The following is a 25,189-nucleotide window of genomic DNA, read 5'->3' as shown; positions in this document are numbered from 1 at the left end:
GGTTCAATGGTCCAACCAATTTCTGCACAGACGAAGGGACCTGTCAACAGTGGAAACGCAGCAAGGCCGAAGGGCCAGGGGATGCACCTTCGGCCTTGCTGCTTCAGCCGTGGACGCGCGCCGGCGCAGCGGCGGCGCGAGCCTCGCGCCAGCGAGCGAAGATTGCCTCGCGAACCCGCCTCGAACCAGAGAGGCGCTTTTTTGCCTGCGCCAGCACCGCAGGCGACGCCTCGGCGGGCGTGCCGGACCGAAAGGGAGGAGCCGGGGCGTATTCGAGCGAGAGCTGCACGATCTCGGCCTCCTCCTGTCCAAGCAGCCTCGCAACCAGCGCCAGGCCGAAGTCGATCCCCGAAGTGACGCCGCCGGCGGTGATGAGCTTGCCGTCTTCGACGATACGCTCGTCGACCGGGATCGCTCCGAACTCCTCAAGGAAATCATGCGCATACCAGTGCGTGGTCGCGCGCTTGCCCCTCAGCAGTCCGGCCGCCCCAAGCACCAGGGCACCGCTGCAAACGGAGGTGATGTAGCGCACCTGCCCCGCGCGCTCCCACACGAATCGAGGACTGTCTGGTCCTCCAGCAGCGCGTTGACCCCGCCCCCGCCAGGAATGCACAGCACGTCGAGGGGCCGGCAATCGTCAAAGGTCGCGGTTGGCGTCAGCGAGAGGCGCGTCGATGACGTCACCGGGTTGCGATCCTTCCAGATCAGTTCCACCTCGGCATCCTTGGCCGATGCCAGGACCTCGTATGGGCCGGTGAGGTCGAGTTGTTGGACGTCGGGGAATACGAGGATGCCGAAACGAAGGGGCATGGAAATCTCCGTGGGTTGACTTCCGGCAATCTACGGCATCATGGTTTGGCACGATTGCCATTCATCCCTCGCTTCGGGCCAAACCAATGCGCCGTATTGAAGTACTTGCCTATCCCGACATCCAGCTCCTCGACGTCAGCGGACCGCTGCAGGTCTTTGCCAGCGCCAATGATTTCAAAAGGCAGGCCGGCGAACCGGCTCCTTACGAGGTCGTGGTCGTCGCCGCCTCACCGCGCATCCGGACATCGGCCGGTCTCGTGCTGGAGGCAGCAGTGCTGCCGGCGAACGGAGGTAAGATCGACACGCTGGTCGTGCCCGGCGGATGGGGCGTCAACGCGGCCTGCGACGATCCCGTGCTGATCCAGTGGATCGCCAGCCGCTCGCGCGATGCCACGCGAACCGCTTCCGTCTGCAGCGGCGCCATGCTGCTGGCGACGGCTGGCCTGCTCGACGGGCGTCGCGCGGTGACCCATTGGGGACGCTGCGCGGAGTTCGCCCGCCGCTTTCCCGCGGTCCGCCTCGAACCTGACCCGATCTTCATTCGTGACGGCAATGTCTGGACATCAGCTGGTGTAACGGCGGGGATCGATCTCGCCCTCTCCCTCGTCGAGGCCGACCTTGGCCGGCACACGGCGCTTGCCGTGGCGCGCGAATTGGTGGTCTTCCTGAAACGTCCCGGTGGCCAGGCGCAATTCAGCCAGACCCTCAAGCTGCAGCAAGGCGACGGACGCTTCGACCGGCTGCATGGCTGGATCCTCGAAAATCTGGCCGGTGACCTGTCGCTCACGCAGTTGGCCGACCACGCCAATATGAGCCCGCGCAGCTTCTCGCGGCGCTATCGCGAGGCCACCGGCCGGACACCTGCCCGCGCGATCGAGGAGATCCGGATCGAGGCGGCGCGGCGGATGCTGGAGCGGGGCCAGCCCGTCAACCAGACGGCCCGCCGCTGCGGTTTCGGCTCGGAAGAAACCATGCGGCGCGGCTTTCTGCGCGTGCTGGGCACCAACCCGCGCGCCTATCGCGAGCGTTTCTGATCGCGACGGCTTGCGCCATTAAGCCGGCGGTCGACGCCGTAGAAATAGAGCCTCTCCAGCGTTCAGGCGGGATGCTGTAGCTGGCTGAGCCCGCCATCGACGACGAGGGTCGCCGCGTTCATGAACGGGCACTCCTCAGAAATCATGAACACAGCGGCCAGCGCGATCTCGCGCGCCGAGGCGATGCGGCCGCCGGGATGCAGCGCCAGCGTCCTGGCGCGCGCCGCAACCGAATCGGCAAAACTGTTCCAATAGTCGGTCGCCTTCTGCGTCTCGACATAACCGGGCGCCAGCGCGTTCACGCGCACGCCCTGCCCGGCATATTCCAGCGCCAGCGATTTGGTCAGCCCAAGCAGCGCGTGCTTGGCCACGGGATAAGGGAAGGTATGAGGGATGATGGTGAAGCTGTGCGTCGAGGCGATGTTGAGGATCGCGCCACCGCCATTTGCGATCATTCCTGGCAGCACCGCCTTGGCGCAGTTCCAGGCGCCTTTGACATTGACGTCGAAATTGCGGTTCCACTCCTCTTCGGTCGCATCGAGCGGCGTCGAGAACACATTCATCCCGGCATTGTTGATCAGCGCGTTGATCGGACCGATTGCGTCGGTCGCATGTCGGACGGCGGCGGCAATCGCGGTCCCGTCGCTGATGTCGGCCGCAACATGCCCGACATGACCACGCGGCGCGGCAAGCCCGGCAACCGTTTTGCCCAGCAGCGCGCCATCACGGTCAACCAGGAACAGATTTGCGCCTTCGGCCAGGCAGGCCTGCGCGATGGCAAGCCCGATGCCTTGCGCAGCGCCGGTCAGGAAGATGCGTTTGCCGGACAGGCGCTCAGCCATGGCTGTCACTCCCCTGGAAGATGGTCAGCGCCGGCCCAGTGCCGACGAACGCAGATTGTCGAGCAAAACGGCAAGCAGCAGGATCACGCCGCGCACAATGTACTGGTAGAAGGCCGGGATGTTGAGCAGGTTCATGGCGTTTTCGGCGATGCCCATGATCAACACGCCGACGATGACGCCCGACATGGTGGCGCGGCCGCCGGCAAGCGAGACACCGCCGAGCACGCAGGCCGAGATGACCGAGAGTTCAAGTCCGACCGCCGCGTTGGGCTGGCCCGACGTGATGCGCGAAGCCAAGAGGATGCCGGCCTGCCGCAGATGACGCCCTGCAGCGCAAAGATCCAGATGCGCGTCCAGTCGACATTGACGCCGGCCAGCCGCGACGCCTCCGGGTTGCCGCCGATGGCCAGCGTGTTCTTGCCGAACACCGTACGGTTCAAGACGAAGCCGAAGATGCCGAAGAGAACCGCCAACACCCATATCGGCGTCGGTATGCCGAGCAGCTTCGACAGCGCGAGCTGGTAGAAATCCGGGCTGTTGATGCCGACGGCGCGGCCGTCGGATGCAATCAGGGCGAAGCCGCGCACGATCTGCATGGTGGCAAGCGTCGTGATCAGCGCGTTGATGCGGAATTTGGCGATGACGACGCCATTGATGAAGCCGACAAAGGCGCCGCAGGCGATTGCCGCCAGAAGCCCGAGCAGGATCGACCCGGTGTAGTTCGACGCCATGACAGCGACCATGCCGGCAAAGGCAACGATGGAGCCGACCGACAGGTCGAAGTCGCGCGCGGCAAGGCAGAACATCATGGTACAGGCGACGATGCCGACGGTGACCACCGACTGCAGCAGGCCGAGCATGTTGCGGTCGGTCAGAAAATTCGGCACCAGCAGCGATACCAGCGCAAAGGCGGCGATGAAGATGACGACGAGGCCCTGTTCGCCGAGCAGGATTTTCTTCAACTGGTCGGTCATGGCAAGAATCCTCAGGATGCGATCGCGTCGGGTGTTTTCTGGTCGGGAAGAGCGGCGGCCAGGATCGCCTTTTCGGCGAACTGGTCGCGCGTGAGTTCGGCGCTGACGCGCCCGCCGCACATCACCAGGATGTGGTCGCAAATGCCCATCACTTCCGGCAGTTCGGACGAGACGACGACAATCGCCATGCCGTCCTCGGCAAGCTGGTAGAGCAGTTCGTAGATTTCCGATTTGGCGCCAACGTCGATGCCGCGGGTCGGCTCGTCGACGATAAGCACGCGCACGCCCTGCTCCGACAGCCAGCGGCCCAGGATGACCTTCTGCTGGTTGCCGCCGGAAAGGTTGATGATGTCCTGCTTGCGCGACGGCGTGCGCACCTTGAGCTTCTTGATGAAGGTCTCGGCCGTGTCGATCTCGCTGGCGCGGTTCAGCACGCCGAAGCGCGTGTGATGGCGCCGCGACGAGATGTTGATGTTTTCCTCGATCGAGCGGCCCTGGATGATGCCGTCATGCTTGCGGTCTTCCGAACACAGCACGATGCCGGCCCGGATCGCGTCATACGGATCGGTGGCATGAACCACCTTGCCGTCGACGCTGATGGTGCCGCCCGAACGCGGATCGGCGCCGAACACCAGCCGCATCAGTTCCGAGCGCCCGGCGCCGATCAGGCCGAAGAAGCCGACGATTTCGCCTGCCCTCGCCTCGAAGCTGGCAGGCGTCTTCAATTTTGCCCCGGAGAGGCTTTCGACCTTTAGACGAACAGCGCCTGATTTGCGCGGACGAAAACCCCAGATATCCGAGATTTCGCGGCCGACCATCTCGGCGACGACCTGGTCGCGCGTCACATCTTTCAGCGAGGCGTGATGCGCGGCAAGCTTGCCGTCGCGCAGCACGGTCAAGCTGTCGCAAAGGCGGAACACTTCGTCCAGCCGGTGCGAGACGTAGATGATCACCTTGCCCTCGCCGCGCAGGCGGTCAATCAGGGCAAACAGGATTTCGCTTTCGCGTGACGACAGCGACGAGGTCGGCTCGTCCAGCGCGATGACGCGCGCGTCGACCATGATCGCCTTGGCGATCTCCACCATCTGGCGCTCGCCGATGGAAAGGGTCTTGACCTTGCGGCTGATATCGATGTCGATGCCGGCTGATTTCAGCTTGGCGCCGACATCCTCCAGCATCCTGGTGCGCGCGATGATGCCGGCGCTGGCGGGAAAACGGCCGAGGCTGAGATTTTCGGCAACGGTGAGCTCAGGAACGAGCTGCAGTTCCTGGTGGATGACGATGACGCCATTGTCGAAGGCATCTCGCGTCGATGAATAGGCCTGTACCTTGCCGTCTATGCGTATCTCGCCGTCATCGGCATGCTGGTCACCGGACAGGATTTTGATCAGCGTGGATTTGCCGGCGCCGTTCTCACCCATCAGGCCATGCACGACGCCCTTGTCGACGCCGAACGAGACGTCCGACAGCGCCTTGACGCCCGGATAGGTCTTGGTGATGCGCGAGAAGTCGAGAAAGGACACTGGCGTCGATCCTTCTGCGTGATGCAAAACAGGCGGCGGGATGAGCCGCCGCCTGTTTGTACAGGGAGGATTATTCGATGCCGAGACCCTTGCGGACCGTCTGGTAGTCGTCGCGCTTGGCGAGCGCACCGGCGGTCAGGATCAGCTTCTCAGGTTCCTTGTTGTTGGCGACCCAGTCATACATGTTGAGCGCCGTCTCGTAGCCATGCCGCTTCGGGGAGATGATCACCGTGCCGACAAAGCCGGTGGCGGTCGGCTTCTTGAACTCGTTGATCGCCGAATCCGCGCCGCCGATGCCGACGCCGATCATGCCGTCGGCCGGGATGCCGACGCTTTCGGAAGCACGCACCGCACCGAGCACGGCTTCATCGTTGAGGCCGAAGGAGACCCACTTCTTGATGTCGGCGTGGGCGTTGAGCACCACCGTCGCCGCGTTGAGCGCAGCCTCGGTGTCGGTCTTGGCCTGCGGGGCGTCAAAGATGTTCTCGGCCTTGAAGCCATTCGCCTTGAGCACCGAGATGGCGCCTTCGACGCGGTCGACGGCGGTCGGCAGCTGGTCATAGGAGACGCGGATGGCGCCGACCTCGTCGGCCTTCCAGCCGCGCGCCTTCATTTCATCGACGATCGCCTGGCCGACGGCCTCGCCGATCTTGGTGGCCGAAATGCCCATATGCGGCACGTCTTCCAGCGCCTTGCCGTCTGCGCCAACGAGGCGATCATCGACAGTCATCAGCTTGAGATTGTTGGCGGCCGCCTTGGCGACGATGCCGGGGCCGAGTTTCACATCCGGTGTGCAGACGATGAACCCTTGCGCGCCCTGCGCGCCGAGATTGTCGATTGCCGACATCAGCTTCTCACCGTCCTCGGCGCCGATCTTGACGAGGGTAAAACCCTTTTCCTTGGCGGCCTGGTCGGCGAATTTCCATTCGTCCTGGAACCACGGTTCCTCCGGCTGTTTGACGATGAAACCGATCTTGGTGTCCTGAGCATATGCAGCGATGGTCGTGACGGACAGCACGGCAAGCGCGCCCGCGACGAGCGCGGTCTTCAGAAGTCGCATGATTACCTCCCAGCGATAGGCCGGGCGCTCAGGCCCGGGTGCTGGAGTCTCTAATCGTTTTTATCATACTCGTCAATTGATCTGGTATGATAATTAAGCTACATGCTCTGACCAGGGATCGCTGGCGCAAATGATCCGCATCCGGTAAGGCCGGGCCGGTTGCGCGAAACAGCGGGTTCGCCGCCTTGGAGGAGGGCTGAGGTGACCGAGACTTCGAAGAAGGCTTCAGGCGACACGCCAACCCGCCGCCCGCGCGTCATGCCCGATGTGACCAAGGCGCTTGCCTCCGACATCTTTTCCGGCCGCTATCCCGCCGGCTCTTCGCTTCCGACCGAAAACGAACTCGGCGTCGAATATGGCGTCAGCCGCACCGTCATTCGCGAGGCGCTTAAGGTGCTGGCCGCCAAGGGGCTGGTGTTGTCGCGGCCGCGCATCGGCACGGTTGTATGCGAACAGGACAACTGGAACATCATCGACCCGCAAGTGCTGGCCTGGCACGCGCCGCATGCGCTGGACGACAAGCTGTTCGACGCCATCCTCGAAACCCGCCGCGCCATCGAGCCGCTGGTCGCCGAACTCGCCGCCACCCGCGCGACGCTGCAGGAGATTGCCGATCTCGAANCCGCGCCATCGAGCCGCTGGTCGCCGAACTCGCCGCCACCCGCGCGACGCTGCAGGAGATTGCCGATCTCGAAGCCGCCTGGCGCGGCATGGCCAACGCCGGCGAGGATCTCGTCATGTTTTCACGCAGCGACATCGCCTTCCACCAGATCGTCTATGCCGCGAGCCACAATCCGATCTTCCGCCAGATTGGCAACCTCATCGACACCGGGCTGAAATTCTCGCTGGAAGCGACGGCAACCATCTCGCTCGGCCGGCGCATGGAAGCGGTCGCGGCGCATCGCGAAGTCGTCGAGGCGCTGCGCATGCGCGATGCGGTGGCGGCGCGGGCTGCGGCAGGCCGGATCCTCGACCTTGCCGCGCGCGACCTCGTCAGCGCCAAGAAACTCAAGAACAACTGAGACCAGCATGAAAATCATTTCGCTCACCACCTACATCGTTCCGCCACGCTGGCTGTTCCTGAAGATCGAGACCGATGCGGGCGTCACCGGGTGGGGCGAGCCTGTCGTCGAAGGCCGGGCGCTGACCGTCGAGGCGGCTGTGAAGGAGCTTGGCGACTACCTGATCGGCAAGGACCCGCGTCTGATCGAGGACCATTGGACGGTGATGCATCGCGGCGGCTTCTACCGCGGCGGGCCGATCCTGATGAGCGCCATTGCCGGCATCGACCAGGCGCTGTGGGACATCAAGGGCAAGGCGCTCGGCGTTCCCGTGCACGAACTGCTCGGCGGCAAGCTGCGCGACACCATCAAGGTCTATTCCTGGATCGGTGGCGACCGGCCGGCGGAAGTGGCTGATGGCGCCAGGGAAGTGGTGGCGCGCGGTTTTCAGGCGCTGAAGATGAACGGCACCGAGGAACTGCAGATCGTCGACAGCCATGACAAGATCGACGCCGCCGTCGAGCGCGTCGCCATGGTGCGCGAAGCTGTCGGTCCCAATATCGGCATCGCCGTCGATTTCCACGGCCGCGTGCACCGGCCGATGGCACGCATGCTGGTCAAGGAACTCGAGCCGTACAGGCTGATGTTCATCGAGGAGCCGGTGCTCAGCGAAAACCGCGAGGCACTGAAGGAGATCGCGGCGCTCGGCTCGACGCCGATTGCGCTCGGCGAACGGCTCTACAGCCGCTGGGATTTCAAGTCGGTGTTCGAGCAAGGCGCCGTCGACATCATCCAGCCCGACCTGTCGCATGCCGGCGGCATCACCGAATGCCGCAAGATCGCCGCGATGGCCGAGGCCTATGACATTGCAGTCGCCCCGCACTGCCCGCTCGGGCCGATCGCGCTTGCCGCTTGTCTGCAGCTCGACGCCGTCAGCTATAATTGCTTCATCCAGGAACAGAGCCTGGGTATCCACTACAACGCCGCCAACGACCTGCTCGACTATGCCGCCAACAAGGATGTCTTCCGCTACGAGGATGGCTATGTCGCCATTCCCGACGGCCCGGGTCTGGGCGTCGAAATCGACGAGGACTACGTCAAGGAACGCGCCAAGGAAGGCCACCGCTGGCGCAACCCGATCTGGCGCCACAAGGACGGCTCCTTCGCCGAGTGGTAGCCCGGCCGACCTTGCGGCCAGGCCTTCAGGACCTCAAGCTCAATTTCGCGGTGGCGCCAGCGTAACGCAGGCCTCTGATGGGCCGCAGCGCCGAGCACCAGCGCATGGGAACCGTCGGCGCCGGCAAGCCGCAACTCGCTGACCGCCTGGGTTGCCGCAAGCGATCGAAAGCAGTCGCTATCCATGAACATGGCGGATGTCCTGTTCTCATCGACCTTTTCTTGGCCCGCCAGCCGCGTCACCTGCCCGCGGCGTGCCGGCCTGCGTTCCTGCCGGAGAAGATGCAGCTGCCGAGAAATGTCCCTTCCAGCGCATTGTAGCCGTGATAGCCGCCGCCACCGCCGCCGGCCACCTCGCCTGCCGCATAGAGCCCGGCAATGGGTTCGCCATTGCCGTCGAGAACCTGCGAATTGAGATTGGTGTGCAGGCCGCCAAGCATTTTGCGCGTCAGGATGTTGAGGCGCACCGCGATCAGCGGCCCGTGCCTGGGATCGAGTATCTTGTGCGGCTTGGTCACCCGGAAGATCTTGTCGCCAATGTAGTTGCGAGCGCCGCGGATGGCTGTGACCTGCGCATCCTTGGTATAGGCATGGTCGACCTCGCGATCGCGCGCCACGATCTGGGCGTTGAGCCGGTCGTAGTCGAGCAGATTGTCGCCTGACAGCGCGTTCATCCCGGCGACCAGGTCGGCCAGGTTGTCGCGGACGACGAAGTCCTCGCCCTTTTCCAGGAACGCCGCCACCGATGGCGGCGCCTTGCCGCCGCGCCGGTTCTTCAGCACGGCCCGAAAATCCTTGGCCGTAAAGTCGAGGTTTTGCTCCGAACCCGAGAGCACGAACTCCTTCGAAGCGATCGTCTTGGTCAGCACGAACCAGGAATAATCGTGTCCCGTCGACAGGATACGCTTCAAGGTGCCGAGCGAATCGAAGCTCGGGAAGAACGGCGCCTCCATGCGTTGTCCGAGAGCGTCGAACCATAGCGGCGACGGCGCAGACAGGATGCGGATGCCGTGGTTCGGCCAGATCGGATTCCAGTTCTTGATCCCCTCGACATAGTGCCACATGCGGTCGGCGTTGATGACGGCCCCGCCGGCGTCCTGGGTGATCGCCACCATGCGGCCGTCGACATGGTGCGGCACGCCGGCAACCATACGCTTCGGCGCCGGCCCCAGCCGCCCGACCGGCCAGACCTTGCGAACCAACTCATGATTGCCGCCGATGCCGCCGGAGGTGACGATCACGACACCGGCCGAAAGGTCGAAATCGCCGACGGCCGTGCGGCTCGACTGCTTGCCGCGCTCGACATCGGATGCCTCCAGGATTTCGCCCGCGACGCCGGTGACCGCGCCGTTGGTCTTGATCAGCCGGCTGACCTGATGACGGAATTTCAAAGTGATCAGCCCTTTGGCGACGTGCTCGCGCACGCGCCTTTCGAACGGCGCGACCACGCCCGGCCCAGTGCCCCATGTCAGGTGGAAGCGCGGCACTGAATTGCCGTGGCCATTGGCCAGCGCGCCGCCGCGCTCGGCCCAGCCGACCACCGGCCACCAGCGCATGCCCATGGCGTAGAGCCACGGCCGCATCTCGCCGGCGGCGAAATCGACATAGGCTTCCGCCACTTTCCTTGGCCAATGGTCCTCGGGCCGGTCGAACTGGGCAGAACCCAGCCAATCCTGCCAGGCGAGGTCGCGGCTGTCCTTGATGCGCAGGCGGCGCTGCTCGGGCGTGTTGACCAAAAACAGGCCGCCGAGCGACCAGAATGCCTGGCCGCCGAGAAAACCGCCACCCTCTTGCTCGACGATGATCACGCGCTTGCCGGCATCGCCCAGTTCCGCGGCTGCGGCCAGGCCGGCCAGCCCGCCGCCAACGATGATTGCGTCCGCGTCAGCCATTGTCGTAGCTCCTGTGCCGGCTTTTGTTTTCGAGATCGGATGCTCGTTGCTAGCCGCGCAGCGCGTTCCAGATGATGCGCGGCAGCTTCAGGAGGCTCGGCTGGTAGTTGAACTCGGTGATCAGGCGGCCGACCATGTGTGCCCTTTTGTGGGTCAGGAACCAGGCCGGCTTCGGCATGATGCGGAACGGCGCTTCGAGCACGCTGCGTTCCGGTCTGTCGAACAAATAGGTGTTGTGGACGACGCCGATGCCGCTCTGCACGTCGTCGAGCGTGTGGCCAGGGAAAGCACCCCAGGTCGGGCGCAGCAGCGCGAACAGAACGCCGCTCCAGGAATTGATGCCGATGCCGCCATAGCGCAGTTCGGCAATGATTTCCTCGAAGCGCTGCCGGCCGATCTCGGCGATCGTCCTGGGATGGATGAGGATGTTGGCGGCAAGCGTGCCGTGCAGCTTTTCATTGGCGTAGGCGACAGCGGCGCGCAGATAGGATTCCGCATTGCCCGCCGGCAGCCGCATGACGCTGAGCGCCGGCGCGAACACCTCGGCATTTTCGAGATAGGTATCCGTGCCCGGCCGGAACGGCACCACCACGCAGGCCGGCCCGCCGGGCCGCTCGAATTTCTGTACGCTGTCGGCATGCGCCTCGAAGGCGGCGAGGCGCTCGGTCGCGCCGGGATAATAGGCCGGGCGCGACGGGGCTTTCTGCATCACCTTTTCGAGGGCCGCCAGAAGCGCGTCGGATTTGTCCCAGCGTTCGGGCAACACGAGCATTTGGCAGGCGATACAGTTGAAACCGGAATTGTTGAGCTTCTGTGTGGCGATCAGTTCGGCATGGTAGGCGATGTCGGCATTCGACCATGGGCCGGGCACCACGATGGTCGGCGCCACGCCGCCAAGCTCAGAGGTGATACGCCGGCTGTTGCGCGGCGTGCCCGCCGCCTTGTTCTTGCGGCCCTCCTCGCCGGGACCCCAGACGATCGCGTCATGCGAGGCGGCGGCACCGGTGATGTGGATGTCGTCAACGAGATCGTGGTTGCACAGATACGCACCGACATCGGCGCTGCCGCGCACGATGCGCAGCGCACCGAATTCGATCAGCGGCCGCAGCGCCGGCCGCAGGAAATCAACGAGGTAATCATTGACCGGGTTCATCTTGAGCAGGACGACCTGATGTTCGACGAGCAGCTTGTGCAGGCAGTCGAGCGGCGCGATCGAGGCGACATTGCCGGCGCCGAGCACGAGGCCGATCTTGCCCTTGCGGCTGGTGCGCGGCGCGTCATAGGCCGATGCGGTGTTTGCGGCTAGGTTCGCCTTGGTCACGCCGGGCTGCATCCAGATCTCGGCCTTCAGCCCGGTGAACAACACCTTGTCCCAGAGCGAATTCGGAACCACCGTCACCGCCACCTGTCCGCTAGGCAAGGTGCGGACCGGCAGTCTGTCGAGGAACTTCTTGCCCTCCATCAGGCTGAGCGTGTGGATGAACTGGTTGCAGCCATCCATCAGCGCCGCCGGGCCAGCCAGCCATTCTTCGCCTTCCAGCGGCGAGCCGGTCGGGATGCCCTTCTTGCGCGTCGCGGTTTTGACCCACGCCTCGGCGACCTCGCGGATGTGATCCTTGACCTGCCGCAGCAAGGCAATCCGCTCGCCATTCGAGGTCTGCGCCCAATCGTCTTTCCTGGCGTCGAGATCGGTGAGCGCGAGGTCGAGTTCGGCTGCCCATTCAGGCTGCACGGGCTGAGTTCTGACTGCCTTGGCGACCATCGTATCCTCCTCCACTTCGATCTCTTTGTTTGACGCAATTCCTGTGGGAAAACCGCTTCACACTTTTCCTGGAATTGCTCTACGAAAACGGCAGTGTGGCCCATTGCGCGGCGATCTTACCGCCGGAATAGACTTGGATCGAACCGAACTGCTGTAGCACGAATTCGCTCTGCGTCGGACGCAGGAAGGCGTAGTCGTCGGGCCCGACACTGGCGTCGTCGGGCAGCGCCATAAATTGCTGATTGGTCGAAAAGCCGAACGTCTTGTCGGTCTTCATCCCCACGGGATGGACGGGCTTGGCCATCCATTTTCCGCCGTAGAGAAAACAGCCGCGCCGCGGCAACAGCCCGAGCTTCTGCAGCAGCCAGGAGCGCTGGTCGAGGCCCGGCGCCTGGACATCGACCACCTTCAGGATCGGCGTCGCGATGAATGCGGCAGGCCGCAATTGGCTGAGGCTCGGCACATCGAAATCGGTCGGCAGCATAAAAGCCGATCCGATGGACAATTCATTGGCGCCGACCCAGCTGTCATAGAGCAATGCGGTGCTGCTGCCGCCAAGATTGAGGATCTTGCGCCGGTCGGCGGCAAGGCAAGCGACATACTGGCGAAACAGGCTGATCGCCTTGACGCGCGCCTTGGCCGGTCCTCCCAGCAGTTTGGGGATATGGCCGATATGCGCCTCGTAGGCCATGACGCCTTCGCATTTCAGCCGCGGGTAATTCGCCAACGCGGAAACTGCCCGGGCCAGTGAGTCGGGATCGCTGATACCGCCGCGATGAAGGCCGACATCGACCTCGAAGCAGACGCGCAGCTCGCGGTCGAGCTCGGCGGCAAGCGAGCCATAGGCGGCCAGCCGCTCCTCGGCATCGATCAGCCAGACGATGCGCGACGTAGCTTCGCCGAGCCCGGCGAGAACGCCCTTCGTCAGCGCGTGCCTGGCGCCGGCAACCGGCATCGGCTTGCCCAACAGGAGATCGACTTGGGGAAACACTTTCAGCATCTCGGCGCTGATCGGCAGATGAAAGGTCATCAGCCTGTCGGTCGCAAACGCCGCGCGGATATGGTCGATCAGCGGCAGGCATGGCAGCGACTTGTCGACGAGGCGCAGATCGAGGCCCGTGGCGAACTTCGCCTTGATCGCAGCGATGTTGTGATCGAGCCGGTCGAGATCGAGCACCAGGCAAGGCTGAAAGATCCCGGCTGCCCTGAGCGCGCCCGACATTTCCGCGAAATAGGTGTCGGTCAGGCTCATGCCGCGACGCCGAGCAGCCTGGCAATATAGGGCGACACGAAGCGGTTGTCCGGGTCCATCTCGCGGCGGACCGCCATCGCATCGTTCCAGCGCGGATAGAGCGCGCTCAATTCCCTTGATGTCAGGCTGTGCATCTTGCCCCAATGCGGGCGGCCGCCGCGCTTCCTGAAGATCGGCTCGGCGGCGTTGAAGAACGCCATCGGATCGCGCTCGACGCCGTGATGGATGGCGATGGAACAGGTTGGGCGCTTGTAGAAGGGACTGAGCCAGACATTGTCAGGCGCGACGACGCGCACTTCCATCGGAAAATAGACCTCTGGAAACCGCGTCTCGAGCAGCGCAATGATCTCGCTGAGTGCGGCCGCCCCTTCCTCGAACGGAAGGTGGTACTCCATCTCGTTGAACTTGACGTTGCGCTCGGAGGTGAAGACCTTCAGCCACTCCTCGATATAATCCTCGGCCGGGACCTTGGCGAAGGCCGAGCAGATGAGACGGCGGCGCAGCCAAGGGAGCCAGCTGAGATAGTCGCGCAGTTTTCTCAGCGTCGTCACCGCATCGTCGTCTTCCGTCGGCGGACGCACCGTCGCCGGCGCCTCGGTGATGTCGCTGGCAATCAGCAGCGCCTGGCCCGAAAACGGCACGTAGTAGAACTCGGCCGAACGATGCGCCGTCATGGTGCTTTCGAATTGCGCAAGCACATCGGCGATCGGCGCCGTCCAGCGGCGGTGCCGCATCCGGTAGCTCGCCACGTTGCGGATCGTCACTTCGGTGACGGCGCCGAAAGCGCCGAGCGAAGCGCCCATGGCTTCGATCATGTCGGGGCTCTTGGCACGGTCGAACTCTTTCAGCGCGCCACGCCCGTCGACGATCTGCATCGCCTCGAGCTGGGTGTGGTACGCGCCAAGTGTGATGCCCGAGCCGTGCGTGGCGGTGCCGAGCGCCCCGCCGAACGCCTGCTTGTCGATGTCGCCCATGTTCGGCAGCGCCTGGCCGACGCCGTGCAACAGCTTTGCCAGCGCGCCGATCTTGGTGCCGGCGCCGACCCGCGCCGTCAGTTTTTCGGGATCGTGCGACCTCAGGCCCTCGAAGCGGTCGAGCGACAGGATGGTGCCGTCATTCTTGACCAGCGGCGTAAAGGAATGGCCCGTGCCGACAAATCGAACTGGTCCCGGCGAGTTGCGAATGGCACCACTCAGCTCATCGAGACTCTGCGGTTCGGCAAAAGCCTGCGGCGTGGCCGTGACATAGCCCGACCAATTGCTCCACTGGCTGATAGCCTCTCCCACGATCCCTCCCTGGGGCGCCGGCTTTGCCGGTCTTTCTCCTAGCGCTAGATAATATGATACATAGTCAGCTTTTCCGGATATGATACATTGTCAGCTTTCTGTCAACCTGGCAATCGGAGGTGTCTTGCGTCCGCGCCGGCCGCATTATCTACAGCGACGCACGCTGAGCCGGCGTCGGCATTGAACGCAAGTTCGTTGCCCCTTCAAGCCAGCCCAAACGTTTCCACGGCCCGCATGATGCCGCGCAATTCGGCCAAGCCCTTCAGGCGGCCGATCAGCGAGTAGCCGGGATTGATCCTTGTCTTGCCGATATCGTCGGCGAGCAGGTGGCCATGGTCCGGCCGCATCGGGATTTGCCAGTCGGCGCGGCCCTCCTTGCGGCGGCGCGCCTCCTCCTGCATCAGCGCCAGGATGACATGCGCCATGTCGGTGCCGCCTTCGAGATGCTCGGCCTCGTAGAACGAGCCGTCATCCTCGATGGTGATGTTGCGCAGATGGGCGAAGTGGATGCGGTCGGCGAATTCCTTGACCATGGCGACGATGTCGTTGTCGGCGCGCGTGCCGTAGGACCCGGTGCAGAACGTCAGCCCATTGGCCTGGCTGTCGACGGCATTGAGAATGAAACGCGCATCCTCGGCGGTCGAAACGACGCGCGGCAGGCCGTAGAGCGAAAACGGCGGATCGTCGGGGTGGATACACATGCGCACCCCCTCCTCTTCCGCCACCGGAATGATCTCGCGCAGGAACCACGCGAGGTTGCCGCGCAACTCCTTCGGCCCGATTCCGTCATAGTCCGCAAGCGCCTCGCGAAAACTGTCGCGGTCATACTTGCGCTCTGTAGCCGGCAGGCCGGCGATCAGATTGCGCTCGATCTGGTCGATCTTCTCGGGCGGCAATTCCTTCAGCCGCGCTTCCGCCTGCGCAATACGCGCCGGCGTGTAGCTGTCAGCTCCGTTCTTGCGCTTCAGCACGAACAGATCGTAGGCGGCGAAATCAACGGCATCAAAACGCAGGGCGTAGCCTGTCGTCGGCAGACGGTAGGCTAGATCGGTGCGGGTCCAGTCCACCACCGGCATGAAATTGTAGCAGATCGTGGCGATGCCGGCCTTGGCCAGCGCGCGGATCGAATCGCGGTAATAGCCGGCATAGCGCTCGCGTTCCTGCGCGCCGATCTTGAAGGAATTGTGGACCGGAATGCTCTCGACGACCGACCAGGTCAGTCCTGCTTCCTGGATAATGCGCTTGCGCTCCAGCACTTCGGCCTCAGGCCACGCCCGGCCGTCATAGATATGGTGGAGCGCCGAGACCACGCCGGTGGCGCCCGCCTGCTTGACATGATCGAGCGTCACCGGATCATCAGGCCCATACCAGCGCCAGCATTGTTCCATTTTCGGCTTTCCTTCTGCGAGAGGTTGGCAACTTATTGTTGGACCCCGATGGGAGTCGATAGAAAATGGAGGAGTTTTTAGAAATGATGGATTTCGACGGCAAGGTCGCCCTGGTGACGGGGACGACCGGCATTGGCCTGGCAACCGCCAGACGCCTTGCGGCCGGTGGCGCCGCAATCATCGCCTGCGGCATCGACCGCGCCGCCAATGCGGCGATGAAAGCGCAACTGGAAAGCGCTGGAGCAGCGGTGCTGGTCATCGACACCGACGTCTCCGTTTCCGACCAGGTGCGCGACGCGGTGGCGGCTGGCGTCGCAAGGTTCGGCGGCCTGGATGTCATCGTCAACTCAGCCGCCGTCCATCCCTATGGCACCGCGACGACGACCGACTGGGAAACCTGGAACCGAACGATGACGGTCAATGTCGGCTCGATCTACCTGACCGCGCATTTCGGCATCCCCGAAATGATCAAGCGCGGTGGCGGCGCCATCGTCAACGTCGCCTCGGTGCAGGGTTTTGCCTGCCAGCAGAACGTCGCCGCCTATGCCACGACCAAAGGGGCCATCCACACGCTGACCCGCTCGCTGGCGCTCGACTATGCGGCATCAGGCATCCGGGTGAATTCGGTCAGCCCGGGCTCGATCCGCACGCCGATCCTGGAGAAGGCCGCGCGCGGCGACGGCGGCAGCGATGCCGATGTCGAAGAGGCCTACAAGCGCTTCGGCGCGGCGCATCCGCTCGGCCGCATCGGCGAACCGGAGGAAGTGGCGGAACTCATCGCCTTCCTTTGCTCGTCGAAGGCCGGCTTCTGCACCGGCGCGGACTACAGGATTGATGGCGGACTGACCGCCGGCATCGGCGTCAGATAGAGCACTGATCGTGCTCTGCACGCTTGCCGGCGATCTCGAGCGCTATGTACCGCCTCTATAGCTTCCACGTCCGCCTGGCATTGCCCGAAAGCAGCTTCGCCCGTTCGTCGGGACTGGCTCCCGCGATCAGCGCATGCGTCGCTGTCACCCAGGTCGCAAGGCCACCGCCAAGCGTGCACACCGGCCAGTCGCTGCCCCACACGACGCGGTCCCAGCCGAAGCAGCCGATCGTGTGTTCGACATAGGGGCGCAAGGTCTCGACGGTCCATGAGCCGGCATCGGCATAGGCGACGACGCCGGAGATCTTGCCGATGACATTGGGACGCCGCGCGATCTCGGTCATATGCTCGCGCCACGGATGCTCGTTGCTGCCCTTGATGTCGGGCACACCGCAATGGTCGAGCACGAACTGTACGTCCGGCGCGAGATCGGCAAGCGCAATCGCTAGCGGAATCTGATGCGGCAGCACGACGAGGTCGAAGGTCAGGCCGGTGCCGGCAAGCCGCTTGATGTTTTCGCGAAACAGCGCGCTGTCCGAAAGCTCGTCCGGCATGACGTGCAGCACGCGACGGAACCCCTTGACGAAGGGATCGGCCTGCTGGCGCTCGAGATAGGCGGCGAAACCGGCCTCCTCCGGGCGGCAGGAGGCGATCGCCCCGCGCAAGAGACTGCCCTTCTCCAGCGACTGCGCCTTCACATGGCTGGTCTCGGCCTGGATGTCGGCTTCATCGACGTCGACCTCCATATGCAGCGCGGCCTCGATGCCGGCCCGGCGGGCCTGGATCGCATATTCTGCGTGCGGGAAATCGCGGTTGAGCGCCGGCTCGCGGCTGAGCCAGGGATAGCGCAGCGCCGACAGGTCGATCAGGTGCAGATGAGTGTCGATGATCATGGCTGTCCTCCTCGGTGATTTCAGATCATCGCCAAATGCCTAAACCCAGCGCATGACACAAGCTTTGGCTCAGGCCCGCTTCGGGATCTCTTTGTCCTCGAGCAGCAGCGTCAGCCCCATGGCGACGAAATAGAGCGCCGCCACCCAGATGAACATCACGTTGAAGCCACTGGAGTAATGGTCGAGCACCACTTCGCGGATCGCGCCCGGCAGGCTCGATGCGAGGTGCGGCGTCAACCCGTTCAGGCCACCCGGCAGCCGGGCGGCGGCGTCTGCAGGAAGCTCGGCTGTCTGCCGGTTCAGCGCCCAGATCATCACCGCGCCGTTCAGCGCCAGACCCAGCGATGCTCCGAGCGTCCGCGCCTGGGTGATCAGCGACGTCACCGCGCCGATATCCTGCAGCGGTGCCGCCGCCTGGATCGCCACGATCAGCACCTGGAACTGCAGGCCCATGCTGATGCCGAACACAGCCATCATCGTTGCCAGCACCCAGATCGGCGTGTGCTGGTTGGTGAGGACAAAGCCCAGCATCAGAAACCCGCCAATACCCATGGCGACCACCGGCATCCATTTGTAGCGTCCGGTTGCGGCAATTACCCGCCCGGCGACGATCGAGATGACCATCGATGTCAGCGACGCCGGCAGGAACAGGAAGCCGACTTCGGCCGGGCTGAGACCCGTCAGCGTCTGCATGTAGAGGGCGAAATAGAAGAACATGCCCAGCGTCACCGTTCCGGCGACCAGCGACACGCCCGAGACGATGCTGACCGTCGAATTGCCGAACAGCCGCAACGGCACGATCGGCTCTTCGGCCCGGCGCTCCACCATGATGAACAAGGTGATGGCGACCAGCGCGAGGAGTGGCAATACGAAGGTGAGCAGGTCCGGCCCGCTGGGGTCGAGCACATGATAGCCCCAATAGACGATCGCCGTCGTGCCGGTGGCGAGCAGCACGCCGCCGAGATAGTCGATGCGGTGCCGCTTTTCGTTGAACCGGCTGCGCCAGCACCGCCAGCACGATGATGCCTATCGGCAGATTGACCAGGAACACCCAGCGCCAGCCGAACAGGCTGGTGATGTAGCCGCCGGCCAGCGGGCCGAGCACTGATGACAGCGCGAACACCGCCGAACTGTAGCCCTGATATTTCGCGCGGTCGCGCGGCGAAAACAGTTCGCCGATCATGGCGAAGGCCGAGACCATCAGGCCGCCGCCGCCGATGCCTTGCAGCACGCGCGCGGCGATGAGGCTCTCCATCGACCATGCCATGCCGCAGACCAGCGAGCCCAGCAGGAACAGGCCGATCGCCGTCAGCACGACATTCTTGCGGCCATACATGTCGCCGAGCTTGCCGTAGAATGGCGAGACCGCGGCGGTCGAGAGCAGGTAGGCGGCACCGACCCAGCCGAACAAATGCAGATTGCCGAGTTCGCCGGCAATGGTGGGCAAGGCGGTGACGACGATCTGCATGTCGATGGTTGCCATGAACATGGCGATCAGCGCGCCGAAATAGACGATCAAGGTCGTAAGGTCGGGCCTGACTTGGGCCTCAACGGGCCGCGCGTCCGGCAGCGTCTGCTCGACAGTCATCGGTGTCTCCGTAGCTTGGGGCGCGATTTATGTGCCCACAGCCGAGAGGTGTCAACCAGATATGTGCGCTCAGCATATAATTGACATCAGCATATATTCTTGCTAACGCGCTATGGATGAGCAGCAACGCATCCAGCAGTCCGGACCGATTTCCATCCCTGTTCCAGACGCGCGGCGATCGGGACCTCGCCGGTCTGGCGCGCGGCAGCGGCCTGTCCGAACCGGCGGCCGAGGCCGTGGCCGCCATCGATGCGGTAATGAGCAAGGTGCGCCGCTCGATCCAGCGCCGCGACTTCGGCCGCATGATCCTGGCGCGCGTAGACCCTTCGCTGGAAGTGAGCCATCTCGATGCGATCAGCGCCATCGCGAACAATCCGGTTTTCAGCGCTACCCAGCAGGATGAGGTGACGGTTGGCGTCATCGCCGAGCGCCTCGAGATCGATCCGTCGCGCGCCAGCCGCATCGCGGCCGACCTCGTCGAACGCGGCTATGCCTGCCGTGTCGCATCGCAACGCGATGCCCGCCGCATCTGCCTCAAACTCACCGCCAAGGGTGAGCGCCTCGTGGCGGCGGTGCGCCAGACCAAATGGCGGATTTTCGCCGGATCGCTGGCACAGTGGGATGAGCAGGACCTAGTAAGGTTCGCCACCTTGCTGGAACGCTTCGCCGGTTGGGCCATGGACGAAGCCGGGATGAAAAGATCCGCCGAGGCCGTCAAGCAGTTGATGGACGAGATGCTGCCCGAAACGAAATAGGCGGCACGGCGTGGACGCTCACCCATGTGTGCGAGCCGTTCGATAGCCCTTGACGCTCAGGTCGCCTCGGATCGTTATCGGTCGAAGAAACCGGCGTCCTCTTCCGACAGGTATTTCTTCGCCGCTTTGGCATCGATGTCGAGGCCGAGTCCCGGAGCTTCGAGCAGGTCGACCATACTGTCCCTGACGATCTGCCCCTTGGGCAGGCCGATGACGATGTCCTCCCACCAGGGGTCGGAGGCGCTGGGATATTCGAAGGCGATGTAGTTGGCCGGCAGCGTGGCGCAGACATTGATCAGCGCACCGAGGCCCAGCAGACCGTTCGCCGTGCCGTGCGGCGCCATCATGATCGAGTGCATGTAGGCGTGCTCGGCCACCCATTTGAGCTCGGCGATGCCGCCGATATCGGCGGGGTCCGGACCGATGACACGGACCGCCTGGGTCTCGATCAGTTCCTTGAAGTTATGGCGCAGGTAGATCTGCTCGCCGGTGTGGATGGGGGTGGACGTCGATGTGGTGAGTTCGCGGTAGGCTTGCGGGTTGACCCACGGCACGTAGTCGCCGGTCAGCATGTCCTCCAGCCACATCAGATTGTGTTTTTCCACCGCCTGAGCGAAGCGGATGGCGTCCGGCAGGAACCAGCCGGGGCCGCAATCCAGCGCCAGCGAGACCTTGTCGCCGAGCACCTCCTTCATGGCGATGACGCATTCGATCATATGCGCCATGCCGCGCTCGCTGATCTGCCCCTGGTCCATCGCGCCGTGATAGGTCGGCGGCTGACGCACGCCGTAGTGGAAGTCGGGGACGCTGGTCTTCATGTTGGAATGAAAGCTGATGCCTTGCTTGACCATGAAGAAGTTTTCCGGCCGCTCCATCATCCATTTGACGTCGGCCGCGTAATCCTCCGGCCTGTCGCCGGTGCGCTTCTTGCGGATGGAACCGTTATAGACCCGCACCTTGTCGCGCACCTTGCCGCCGAGCAGCTTGTAGACCGGAACGCCTGCCGCCTTGCCGGCGATGTCCCACAGAGCATGCTCGATAGCGCTGACGGCGGCGCCGTAGGGCTTGAACGAGCCGCGCTGGCGGATTTTCAACATCACGCGTTCGACATCGGTCGGGTCCTCGCCGATCAGCGCGTCGCGGAAATGCAGCACCCAGGGCTTGAGATAAGACTTGGTGTACTCAACCTCGCCGAGGCCATGGAGGCCTTCGTCGGTGACGATGCGCACGATGGGATGCTTGCCGATGACGGCGCACCTGAGATCGGTGATCTTCATGATGTCCTCTATTTCACCGACGAGAAGGCGGTTGGCGCGAGAAACTGGCTGGAAATATTGGCCAGGATCGGGCCATCGCGCTCGGACTCGTCGCGGGCCTCGAGCCATGCCGGATCGGTGGTGAAGGCCTTCCATTTCACTTCGCGCTCGGCAAGGGATTCCCAGGCGATGAAATAGGTCAGTCGATTGCTGCTTTCGCCGACCACCGTGGTGAAGAACCCGGCCTGGCGAATGCCATGTCTATCCCACAGCGCCAAGGTATGGTCGTTGAAACGCCTGAGCAGCGCCGGCAGCTGGCCCGGCACGCAGTCGTAAATGCGAAGTTCGTAGATCATGGTCCATCCTTCTGTTCACCTCTCCCTCCGAGGAGAGAAGTGTAGAGTCAGCTCCAGGTGCGGTCCCAGGAGTATTCGTCGTCCCAGTGATCGGTCGGTTGCCAGATGCCGGTGACGCCGGGCTGCAGGTGCTGGCTGATCACTTCGTCGACGATGTCGTCGATGCCCAGACCAGGCTTGTCGGGCACGGTGGTGAAGCCGTCCTTGACCAGCGGCTTGGGCAGGCCGGTGACGATATCGTCCCACCAGTCGACTTCGACGCTGTGATATTCGAGCGCCATGAAGTTTTCCGTCGCCACCGCGACATGCGCGGCGGCCATTGCCGCGATCGGGCTTTCCGCCATGTGAATGGCCATGGCGACGCCATGCTCCTGCGCCGCGTCGCCGATCTTCTTGGTCTCGAGGATGCCGCCGGTGGTCAGCAGATCCGGGTGGATGACCGAGATGCCGGCGTTGAGCAGCGGCTCGAAGCCTTCCTTGAGGTAGATGTCCTCACCCGTGCAGATCGGCACCGAGGTCGCCTGCTGCAACTGCCGATACTGCTCGGTGTATTGCCAGGGGATCACGTCTTCGAGCCAGGCCGGTGCGTATTTCTCGATCCGCCGGGCGAGACGGATGCCGTCCTGCAGCGAGATGTGGCCGACATGGTCGATGGCGAGCGGAACCTCGTAGCCGATCACCTCGCGGACCTCGTGGATATATTGGTCGAGCAGGTCGATGCCCTTTTCGGTGAAGTGGAGGCCGGTGAAGGGATGCGGCACGTTTTGCGCGTCATAGGCGGCATTACGCGCCCGGCGCTCGTCCAGCGTGCGTGCCGGACCGCGCGCGGCATGGCTGCGGAAACCGTCGAGCACGCCGGCCGGCGCCACCACTGCGCCCGATATGTGCGAAATCTGCGCCAGGCCGAGATCCATCTTGAGGAAGGTGAAACCGAGATCCATCCGCGCCTTGAGCCGCTTTCCGGTCTCGGTGCCGATGGGCTTGTCCGCGTCGGTGTCGCAATAGACACGCACCTTGTCGCGAAACCGTCCTCCCAGCATCTGGTAGATCGGCACGCCGTACGCCTTGCCGGCGAGGTCCCAAAGCGCGATCTCGATCNATCTCGATCGCCGAGACACCGCCACCTTGCCGCCCATGGCCGCCAAATTGTTTGATGCGGCGGAACAGCCGGTCGACGTCGCAGGGGTTCTCGCCCAGCAGCCGGCTCTTCAGCATCAGCGCATAGGTCGCGCTGGCGCCGTCGCGCACTTCGCCGAGACCAACAATGCCCTGGTTGGTGTAGATCTTGACCAGCGCGGAGGTGAACGGCGCGCCGACGATCTCGGCGACGCGCAGGTCGGTGATGCGCAGGTCGCTCGGCCTGGAGTTCGTATTTACCCGATTGAGCGCCTCGCCGGCGCTACCCGTCTTTGCCATGGCTTATCCTCGTTCTGATTGGTGGCGCCCCGCACCCCCGGCCTGCATAAGCGTTGCTAGCCAAGCTCTATCTCGTGGGCCTGCAGGTAGTCTCGGTTCATCTCGACACCGAGACCCGGCTTCGACGCCAGCTTGAGGCTGCCGTTCGAGACATCGAGTGGCTCGTCGATGAGGTGATTATATTTGTCCAGGTTCCACTCGGACGTTTCGAGCTTGTAGAAGTTGGGAACCGTCATCATCACCTGCGCTCCCGCAACCACGTTGATCGGTCCGGCGGCGTCATGGGGCGAGACCGGGATGTAATAGGCTTCGCACAGAGCGGAAATCTTCTTCAGTTCGGTAATGCCGCCGGTCCAGGTGACGTCCGGCATGATGTAGTCGGCAAGCCTGTTCTCGAGCACCGGCACGAAATCCCACTTGGTGTGGCCGCGCTCGCCCCACGAGATAGGGGCGCTGACCTTCTCGCGCACTTGCTTCAGGGCATTGAGGCTCTCGGGCGGGCAAGGCTCCTCGAACCAGTCGATCTGGCCGGCTTCCTCGAGGCTTCGGCAGAGGCGAATGGCGGTGGGGACGTCGAAGCGGCCATGCGCGTCGATGAGAATGTCGACATCGGGCCCCGCCGTTTCACGGATCAAAGCCGTTAGTTCGGCAGCCTCGCGCTCGTCCTTGCGGGTCATGCCGCCATCGAGGTAGCCGTCCCGCTGTTCGCGCGCCAAGCCATCGGCGATGCGGCCCTGGTGGGGGAAAGGATCGAACTTCAGCCCGGTGTGTCCGGATTCGACGATGTCTCGAATTTCGCGAACCACAGCCTCCTTGCTGGTAAACTTGGCCTGGTTGGGGTGGGTATAGAGCGCGATTTCGTCGCGCACCGGTCCGCCCAGCAGCTCGTAGATCGGCTTGCCGAGAACTTTGCCGCGAATGTCCCAGAGCGCTATGTCGATAGCGCTCACGCATTCGACTGCGGCGCCGCGGCTGCCCATATAGGTGAAGCTGCGGAAAATCTTGTGCCAGAGATGCTCGATACGCGCCGGATCCTCGCCTGTCACGGCGACACCGATCTGCCGCAAGATCGTGCACAGGGCACGGTTGGCGAGCCTTGTGGTGGTGGTGATTTCCCCCCAGCCGCTCACCCCTTCGTCGGTCGTCACCTCGACGAACAGGAACTCTCCCCAATAGGAAGCATCGGACTTGATCAGCCACGGCCGAACGCTCGTGATTTTCATCTCTCAACTACCTCTGTCTGATGGCCGGACCAATGATTTTCTGGGCTGGAAATTCTATCCGGCCCGAGCGGCGTTGCGCGCACGCATCTGTTCGAGAACGTGCCGGCCGGAACCCTCGACATGGCGGGCAATGAGTTCGGCCGCCTCGTCGGCATTTCCGGCTTTGATATGCGCGATGAGCTCGCGGTGTTCACGCATGATGGCGGCCCGCCGCGCGAGCGTGAAATTGAAACGCCGGCTCACGGCTCGCAGCACTTCGCGATGCTTCCACCAAAGCTCGGCGGCATGGCGGTTGTAGTGGCGCTGGTACATTACGGTGTGGAAGGCGGTATCCAGTTCACTGTGCCGCAATGTGTCGGTGAAGTTGTTCTCTTCGATCAGAGCCTGGATGCGTTCGAGTTCGGCGATGTCCTCGCCGGTCGCCATGTTCACGAACCATCGCGTCAGGGCCGGCTCGATCAGGACTCCGATCTCGTAGATATCCCGGACAAAATCCTGGTCTATGGGCCGGACGCGCGCGCCACGGTTGGCGACAAAGGTGACGAAGCCCTCCCCTCGCAACAGCTGCAGCGCCTCGCGTACGGGGTTGGTCGAGGTGCCGTGACGCCGGGCGAGATCGGTGACCACAAGCCGTTCGTTGGCGGCGAGCCGTCCCTCGATGATGTCTTCCCGGATCAGCTCATAAAGCGAGGCGCCCTCGCTGGACGCCCCGATGGGATCAATCCCCACGGGTGGCTCTGCTTTGAAATCACTTGTTTCGGCCAAAGCCGCCCCCCCGATTAGTACATCACATGCTCGATATCATACACGGGTTTTGCAAACAATGTACGATCG

At 63.7% G+C, this 25,189-nt stretch carries 18 protein-coding genes and 5 pseudogenes; 5 read left to right on the top strand and 18 right to left on the bottom strand.

The window, feature by feature from the left end; all coding sequences use genetic code 11:
- Positions 1-103: 103 nt before the first annotated feature.
- Positions 104-810 (bottom strand): annotated as a pseudogene (locus tag X751_RS01000000163740) (DJ-1/PfpI family protein).
- A gap of 86 nt (positions 811-896) precedes the next feature.
- On the opposite strand from X751_RS01000000163740, the gene X751_RS153530 reads away from it, so the two are divergent.
- Positions 897-1,844 carry a GlxA family transcriptional regulator gene (locus X751_RS153530; RefSeq protein ID WP_023712134.1) on the top strand — a complete coding sequence of 316 codons (948 nt, stop codon included), beginning with the start codon at positions 897-899 and terminating at the stop codon, positions 1,842-1,844.
- A gap of 62 nt (positions 1,845-1,906) precedes the next feature.
- On the opposite strand, the gene X751_RS153535 is transcribed toward X751_RS153530, so the two are convergent.
- The 4 genes and pseudogenes from X751_RS153535 to X751_RS153545 form a co-directional block, all read right to left on the bottom strand.
- On the bottom strand, positions 1,907-2,686 hold the full coding sequence (locus tag X751_RS153535) for an SDR family oxidoreductase (RefSeq protein ID WP_023744525.1): 780 nt from the start codon (positions 2,684-2,686) through the stop codon (positions 1,907-1,909).
- A gap of 24 nt (positions 2,687-2,710) precedes the next feature.
- Positions 2,711-3,660, bottom strand: a pseudogene (gene araH, locus X751_RS01000000163735) (L-arabinose ABC transporter permease AraH).
- A gap of 11 nt (positions 3,661-3,671) precedes the next feature.
- The gene (gene araG, locus X751_RS153540; protein ID WP_023744524.1) at positions 3,672-5,183 is read right to left on the bottom strand and encodes an L-arabinose ABC transporter ATP-binding protein AraG; all 1,512 of its coding nucleotides are present in this window, start codon (positions 5,181-5,183) and stop codon (positions 3,672-3,674) included.
- Between the two features lie 70 nt (positions 5,184-5,253).
- Positions 5,254-6,243 (bottom strand): arabinose ABC transporter substrate-binding protein, encoded by a 990-nt coding sequence (locus X751_RS153545; protein WP_023744523.1) that lies wholly within the window; start codon positions 6,241-6,243, stop codon positions 5,254-5,256.
- A 258-nt stretch (positions 6,244-6,501) separates the two neighbouring features.
- Here X751_RS153545 and X751_RS01000000163730 point away from each other — a divergent pair.
- Together X751_RS01000000163730 and dgoD are read left to right on the top strand one after the other, a co-directional pair.
- Positions 6,502-7,265: pseudogene (locus tag X751_RS01000000163730) on the top strand (FadR/GntR family transcriptional regulator).
- 7 nt (positions 7,266-7,272) lie between these two features.
- Entirely contained in the window at positions 7,273-8,421 is a 1,149-nt protein-coding gene (gene dgoD, locus X751_RS153550; RefSeq protein WP_023744522.1) for a galactonate dehydratase, read from the top strand.
- Between the two features lie 238 nt (positions 8,422-8,659).
- On the opposite strand, the gene X751_RS153555 is transcribed toward dgoD, so the two are convergent.
- The 5 genes from X751_RS153555 to uxuA form a co-directional block, all read right to left on the bottom strand.
- The gene (locus X751_RS153555; protein WP_023744521.1) at positions 8,660-10,312 is read right to left on the bottom strand and encodes an FAD-binding dehydrogenase; all 1,653 of its coding nucleotides are present in this window, start codon (positions 10,310-10,312) and stop codon (positions 8,660-8,662) included.
- Positions 10,313-10,361: 49 nt separating this feature from the next.
- Positions 10,362-12,074, bottom strand: coding sequence for an aldehyde dehydrogenase family protein (locus X751_RS153560; protein ID WP_050592359.1), 1,713 nt, complete (start codon positions 12,072-12,074; stop codon positions 10,362-10,364).
- Between the two features lie 79 nt (positions 12,075-12,153).
- A complete protein-coding gene (locus X751_RS153565; protein WP_023804885.1) occupies positions 12,154-13,326 on the bottom strand; it encodes an alanine racemase in 1,173 nt (390 codons plus the stop codon).
- On the bottom strand, positions 13,323-14,612 hold the full coding sequence (locus X751_RS153570; RefSeq protein WP_023744518.1) for a D-arabinono-1,4-lactone oxidase: 1,290 nt from the start codon (positions 14,610-14,612) through the stop codon (positions 13,323-13,325). Before X751_RS153570 ends, X751_RS153565 begins: the two co-directional genes overlap by 4 nt.
- Before the next feature lie 203 nt (positions 14,613-14,815).
- Positions 14,816-16,000, bottom strand: a complete 1,185-nt coding sequence (uxuA, locus tag X751_RS153575; protein ID WP_023744517.1) for a mannonate dehydratase — start codon at positions 15,998-16,000, stop codon at positions 14,816-14,818.
- Positions 16,001-16,083: 83 nt separating this feature from the next.
- On the opposite strand from uxuA, the gene X751_RS153580 reads away from it, so the two are divergent.
- On the top strand, positions 16,084-16,869 hold the full coding sequence (locus X751_RS153580) for a glucose 1-dehydrogenase (RefSeq protein WP_023744516.1): 786 nt from the start codon (positions 16,084-16,086) through the stop codon (positions 16,867-16,869).
- Positions 16,870-16,924: 55 nt separating this feature from the next.
- On the opposite strand, the gene X751_RS153585 is transcribed toward X751_RS153580, so the two are convergent.
- From X751_RS153585 to X751_RS1000000168440, 3 genes and pseudogenes are all read right to left on the bottom strand, one after another.
- Complete coding sequence (locus X751_RS153585) at positions 16,925-17,761, bottom strand: amidohydrolase (RefSeq protein ID WP_023744515.1); 837 nt, start codon at positions 17,759-17,761, stop codon at positions 16,925-16,927.
- A 69-nt stretch (positions 17,762-17,830) separates the two neighbouring features.
- Positions 17,831-18,715: an MFS transporter gene (locus X751_RS1000000168445; protein ID WP_280806699.1), complete on the bottom strand. Its 885-nt coding sequence runs from the start codon at positions 18,713-18,715 to the stop codon at positions 17,831-17,833.
- Between the two features lie 109 nt (positions 18,716-18,824).
- Positions 18,825-19,229: pseudogene (locus X751_RS1000000168440) on the bottom strand (MFS transporter); the annotation flags it as partial.
- 236 nt (positions 19,230-19,465) lie between these two features.
- Between X751_RS1000000168440 and X751_RS01000000163720 the strand changes: the two are divergent.
- Positions 19,466-20,104, top strand: a complete 639-nt coding sequence (locus tag X751_RS01000000163720) for a MarR family winged helix-turn-helix transcriptional regulator (protein ID WP_023744514.1) — start codon at positions 19,466-19,468, stop codon at positions 20,102-20,104.
- Between the two features lie 74 nt (positions 20,105-20,178).
- Here the strand turns inward: X751_RS01000000163720 and X751_RS153590 are convergent, their stop codons facing one another.
- From X751_RS153590 to X751_RS153605, 5 genes and pseudogenes are all read right to left on the bottom strand, one after another.
- Positions 20,179-21,381: a mandelate racemase/muconate lactonizing enzyme family protein gene (locus X751_RS153590; protein WP_023744513.1), complete on the bottom strand. Its 1,203-nt coding sequence runs from the start codon at positions 21,379-21,381 to the stop codon at positions 20,179-20,181.
- Positions 21,382-21,389: 8 nt separating this feature from the next.
- Complete coding sequence (locus X751_RS153595) at positions 21,390-21,716, bottom strand: NIPSNAP family protein (RefSeq protein WP_023744512.1); 327 nt, start codon at positions 21,714-21,716, stop codon at positions 21,390-21,392.
- 47 nt (positions 21,717-21,763) lie between these two features.
- Positions 21,764-23,132, bottom strand: a pseudogene (locus tag X751_RS01000000163715) (mandelate racemase/muconate lactonizing enzyme family protein).
- Between the two features lie 56 nt (positions 23,133-23,188).
- Positions 23,189-24,355: a mandelate racemase/muconate lactonizing enzyme family protein gene (locus X751_RS153600; RefSeq protein ID WP_023725476.1), complete on the bottom strand. Its 1,167-nt coding sequence runs from the start codon at positions 24,353-24,355 to the stop codon at positions 23,189-23,191.
- 54 nt (positions 24,356-24,409) lie between these two features.
- Positions 24,410-25,120 carry a GntR family transcriptional regulator gene (locus X751_RS153605; RefSeq protein WP_023681193.1) on the bottom strand — a complete coding sequence of 237 codons (711 nt, stop codon included), beginning with the start codon at positions 25,118-25,120 and terminating at the stop codon, positions 24,410-24,412.
- Between the last annotated feature and the right edge of the window lie 69 nt (positions 25,121-25,189).

The sequence above is a fragment of the Mesorhizobium sp. LNJC394B00 genome (assembly GCF_000502555.1).
In the GTDB taxonomy this organism is placed as follows: domain Bacteria; phylum Pseudomonadota; class Alphaproteobacteria; order Rhizobiales; family Rhizobiaceae; genus Mesorhizobium.
Note: the sequence above shows the minus strand (reverse complement) of the source record. Positions and strands in the feature narration are given on the sequence as shown.

Bases quoted from the DNA above. Each gene is read 5' to 3' on its own strand.
- X751_RS153600 (WP_023725476.1), bottom strand. From the start codon at position 24,355: ATGAAAATCACGAGCGTTCGGCCGTGGCTGATCAAGTCCGATGCTTCC.
- X751_RS153585 (WP_023744515.1), bottom strand. From the start codon at position 17,761: ATGATCATCGACACTCATCTGCACCTGATCGACCTGTCGGCGCTGCGC.
- X751_RS153545 (WP_023744523.1), bottom strand. From the start codon at position 6,243: ATGCGACTTCTGAAGACCGCGCTCGTCGCGGGCGCGCTTGCCGTGCTG.
- X751_RS153555 (WP_023744521.1), bottom strand. From the start codon at position 10,312: ATGGCTGACGCGGACGCAATCATCGTTGGCGGCGGGCTGGCCGGCCTG.
- X751_RS153560 (WP_050592359.1), bottom strand. From the start codon at position 12,074: ATGGTCGCCAAGGCAGTCAGAACTCAGCCCGTGCAGCCTGAATGGGCA.
- uxuA (WP_023744517.1), bottom strand. From the start codon at position 16,000: ATGGAACAATGCTGGCGCTGGTATGGGCCTGATGATCCGGTGACGCTC.
- dgoD (WP_023744522.1), top strand. From the start codon at position 7,273: ATGAAAATCATTTCGCTCACCACCTACATCGTTCCGCCACGCTGGCTG.
- X751_RS153565 (WP_023804885.1), bottom strand. From the start codon at position 13,326: ATGAGCCTGACCGACACCTATTTCGCGGAAATGTCGGGCGCGCTCAGG.
- X751_RS153590 (WP_023744513.1), bottom strand. From the start codon at position 21,381: ATGAAGATCACCGATCTCAGGTGCGCCGTCATCGGCAAGCATCCCATC.
- X751_RS153530 (WP_023712134.1), top strand. From the start codon at position 897: ATGCGCCGTATTGAAGTACTTGCCTATCCCGACATCCAGCTCCTCGAC.
- X751_RS01000000163720 (WP_023744514.1), top strand. From the start codon at position 19,466: ATGAGCAGCAACGCATCCAGCAGTCCGGACCGATTTCCATCCCTGTTC.
- X751_RS153595 (WP_023744512.1), bottom strand. From the start codon at position 21,716: ATGATCTACGAACTTCGCATTTACGACTGCGTGCCGGGCCAGCTGCCG.
- X751_RS153580 (WP_023744516.1), top strand. From the start codon at position 16,084: ATGATGGATTTCGACGGCAAGGTCGCCCTGGTGACGGGGACGACCGGC.
- X751_RS153535 (WP_023744525.1), bottom strand. From the start codon at position 2,686: ATGGCTGAGCGCCTGTCCGGCAAACGCATCTTCCTGACCGGCGCTGCG.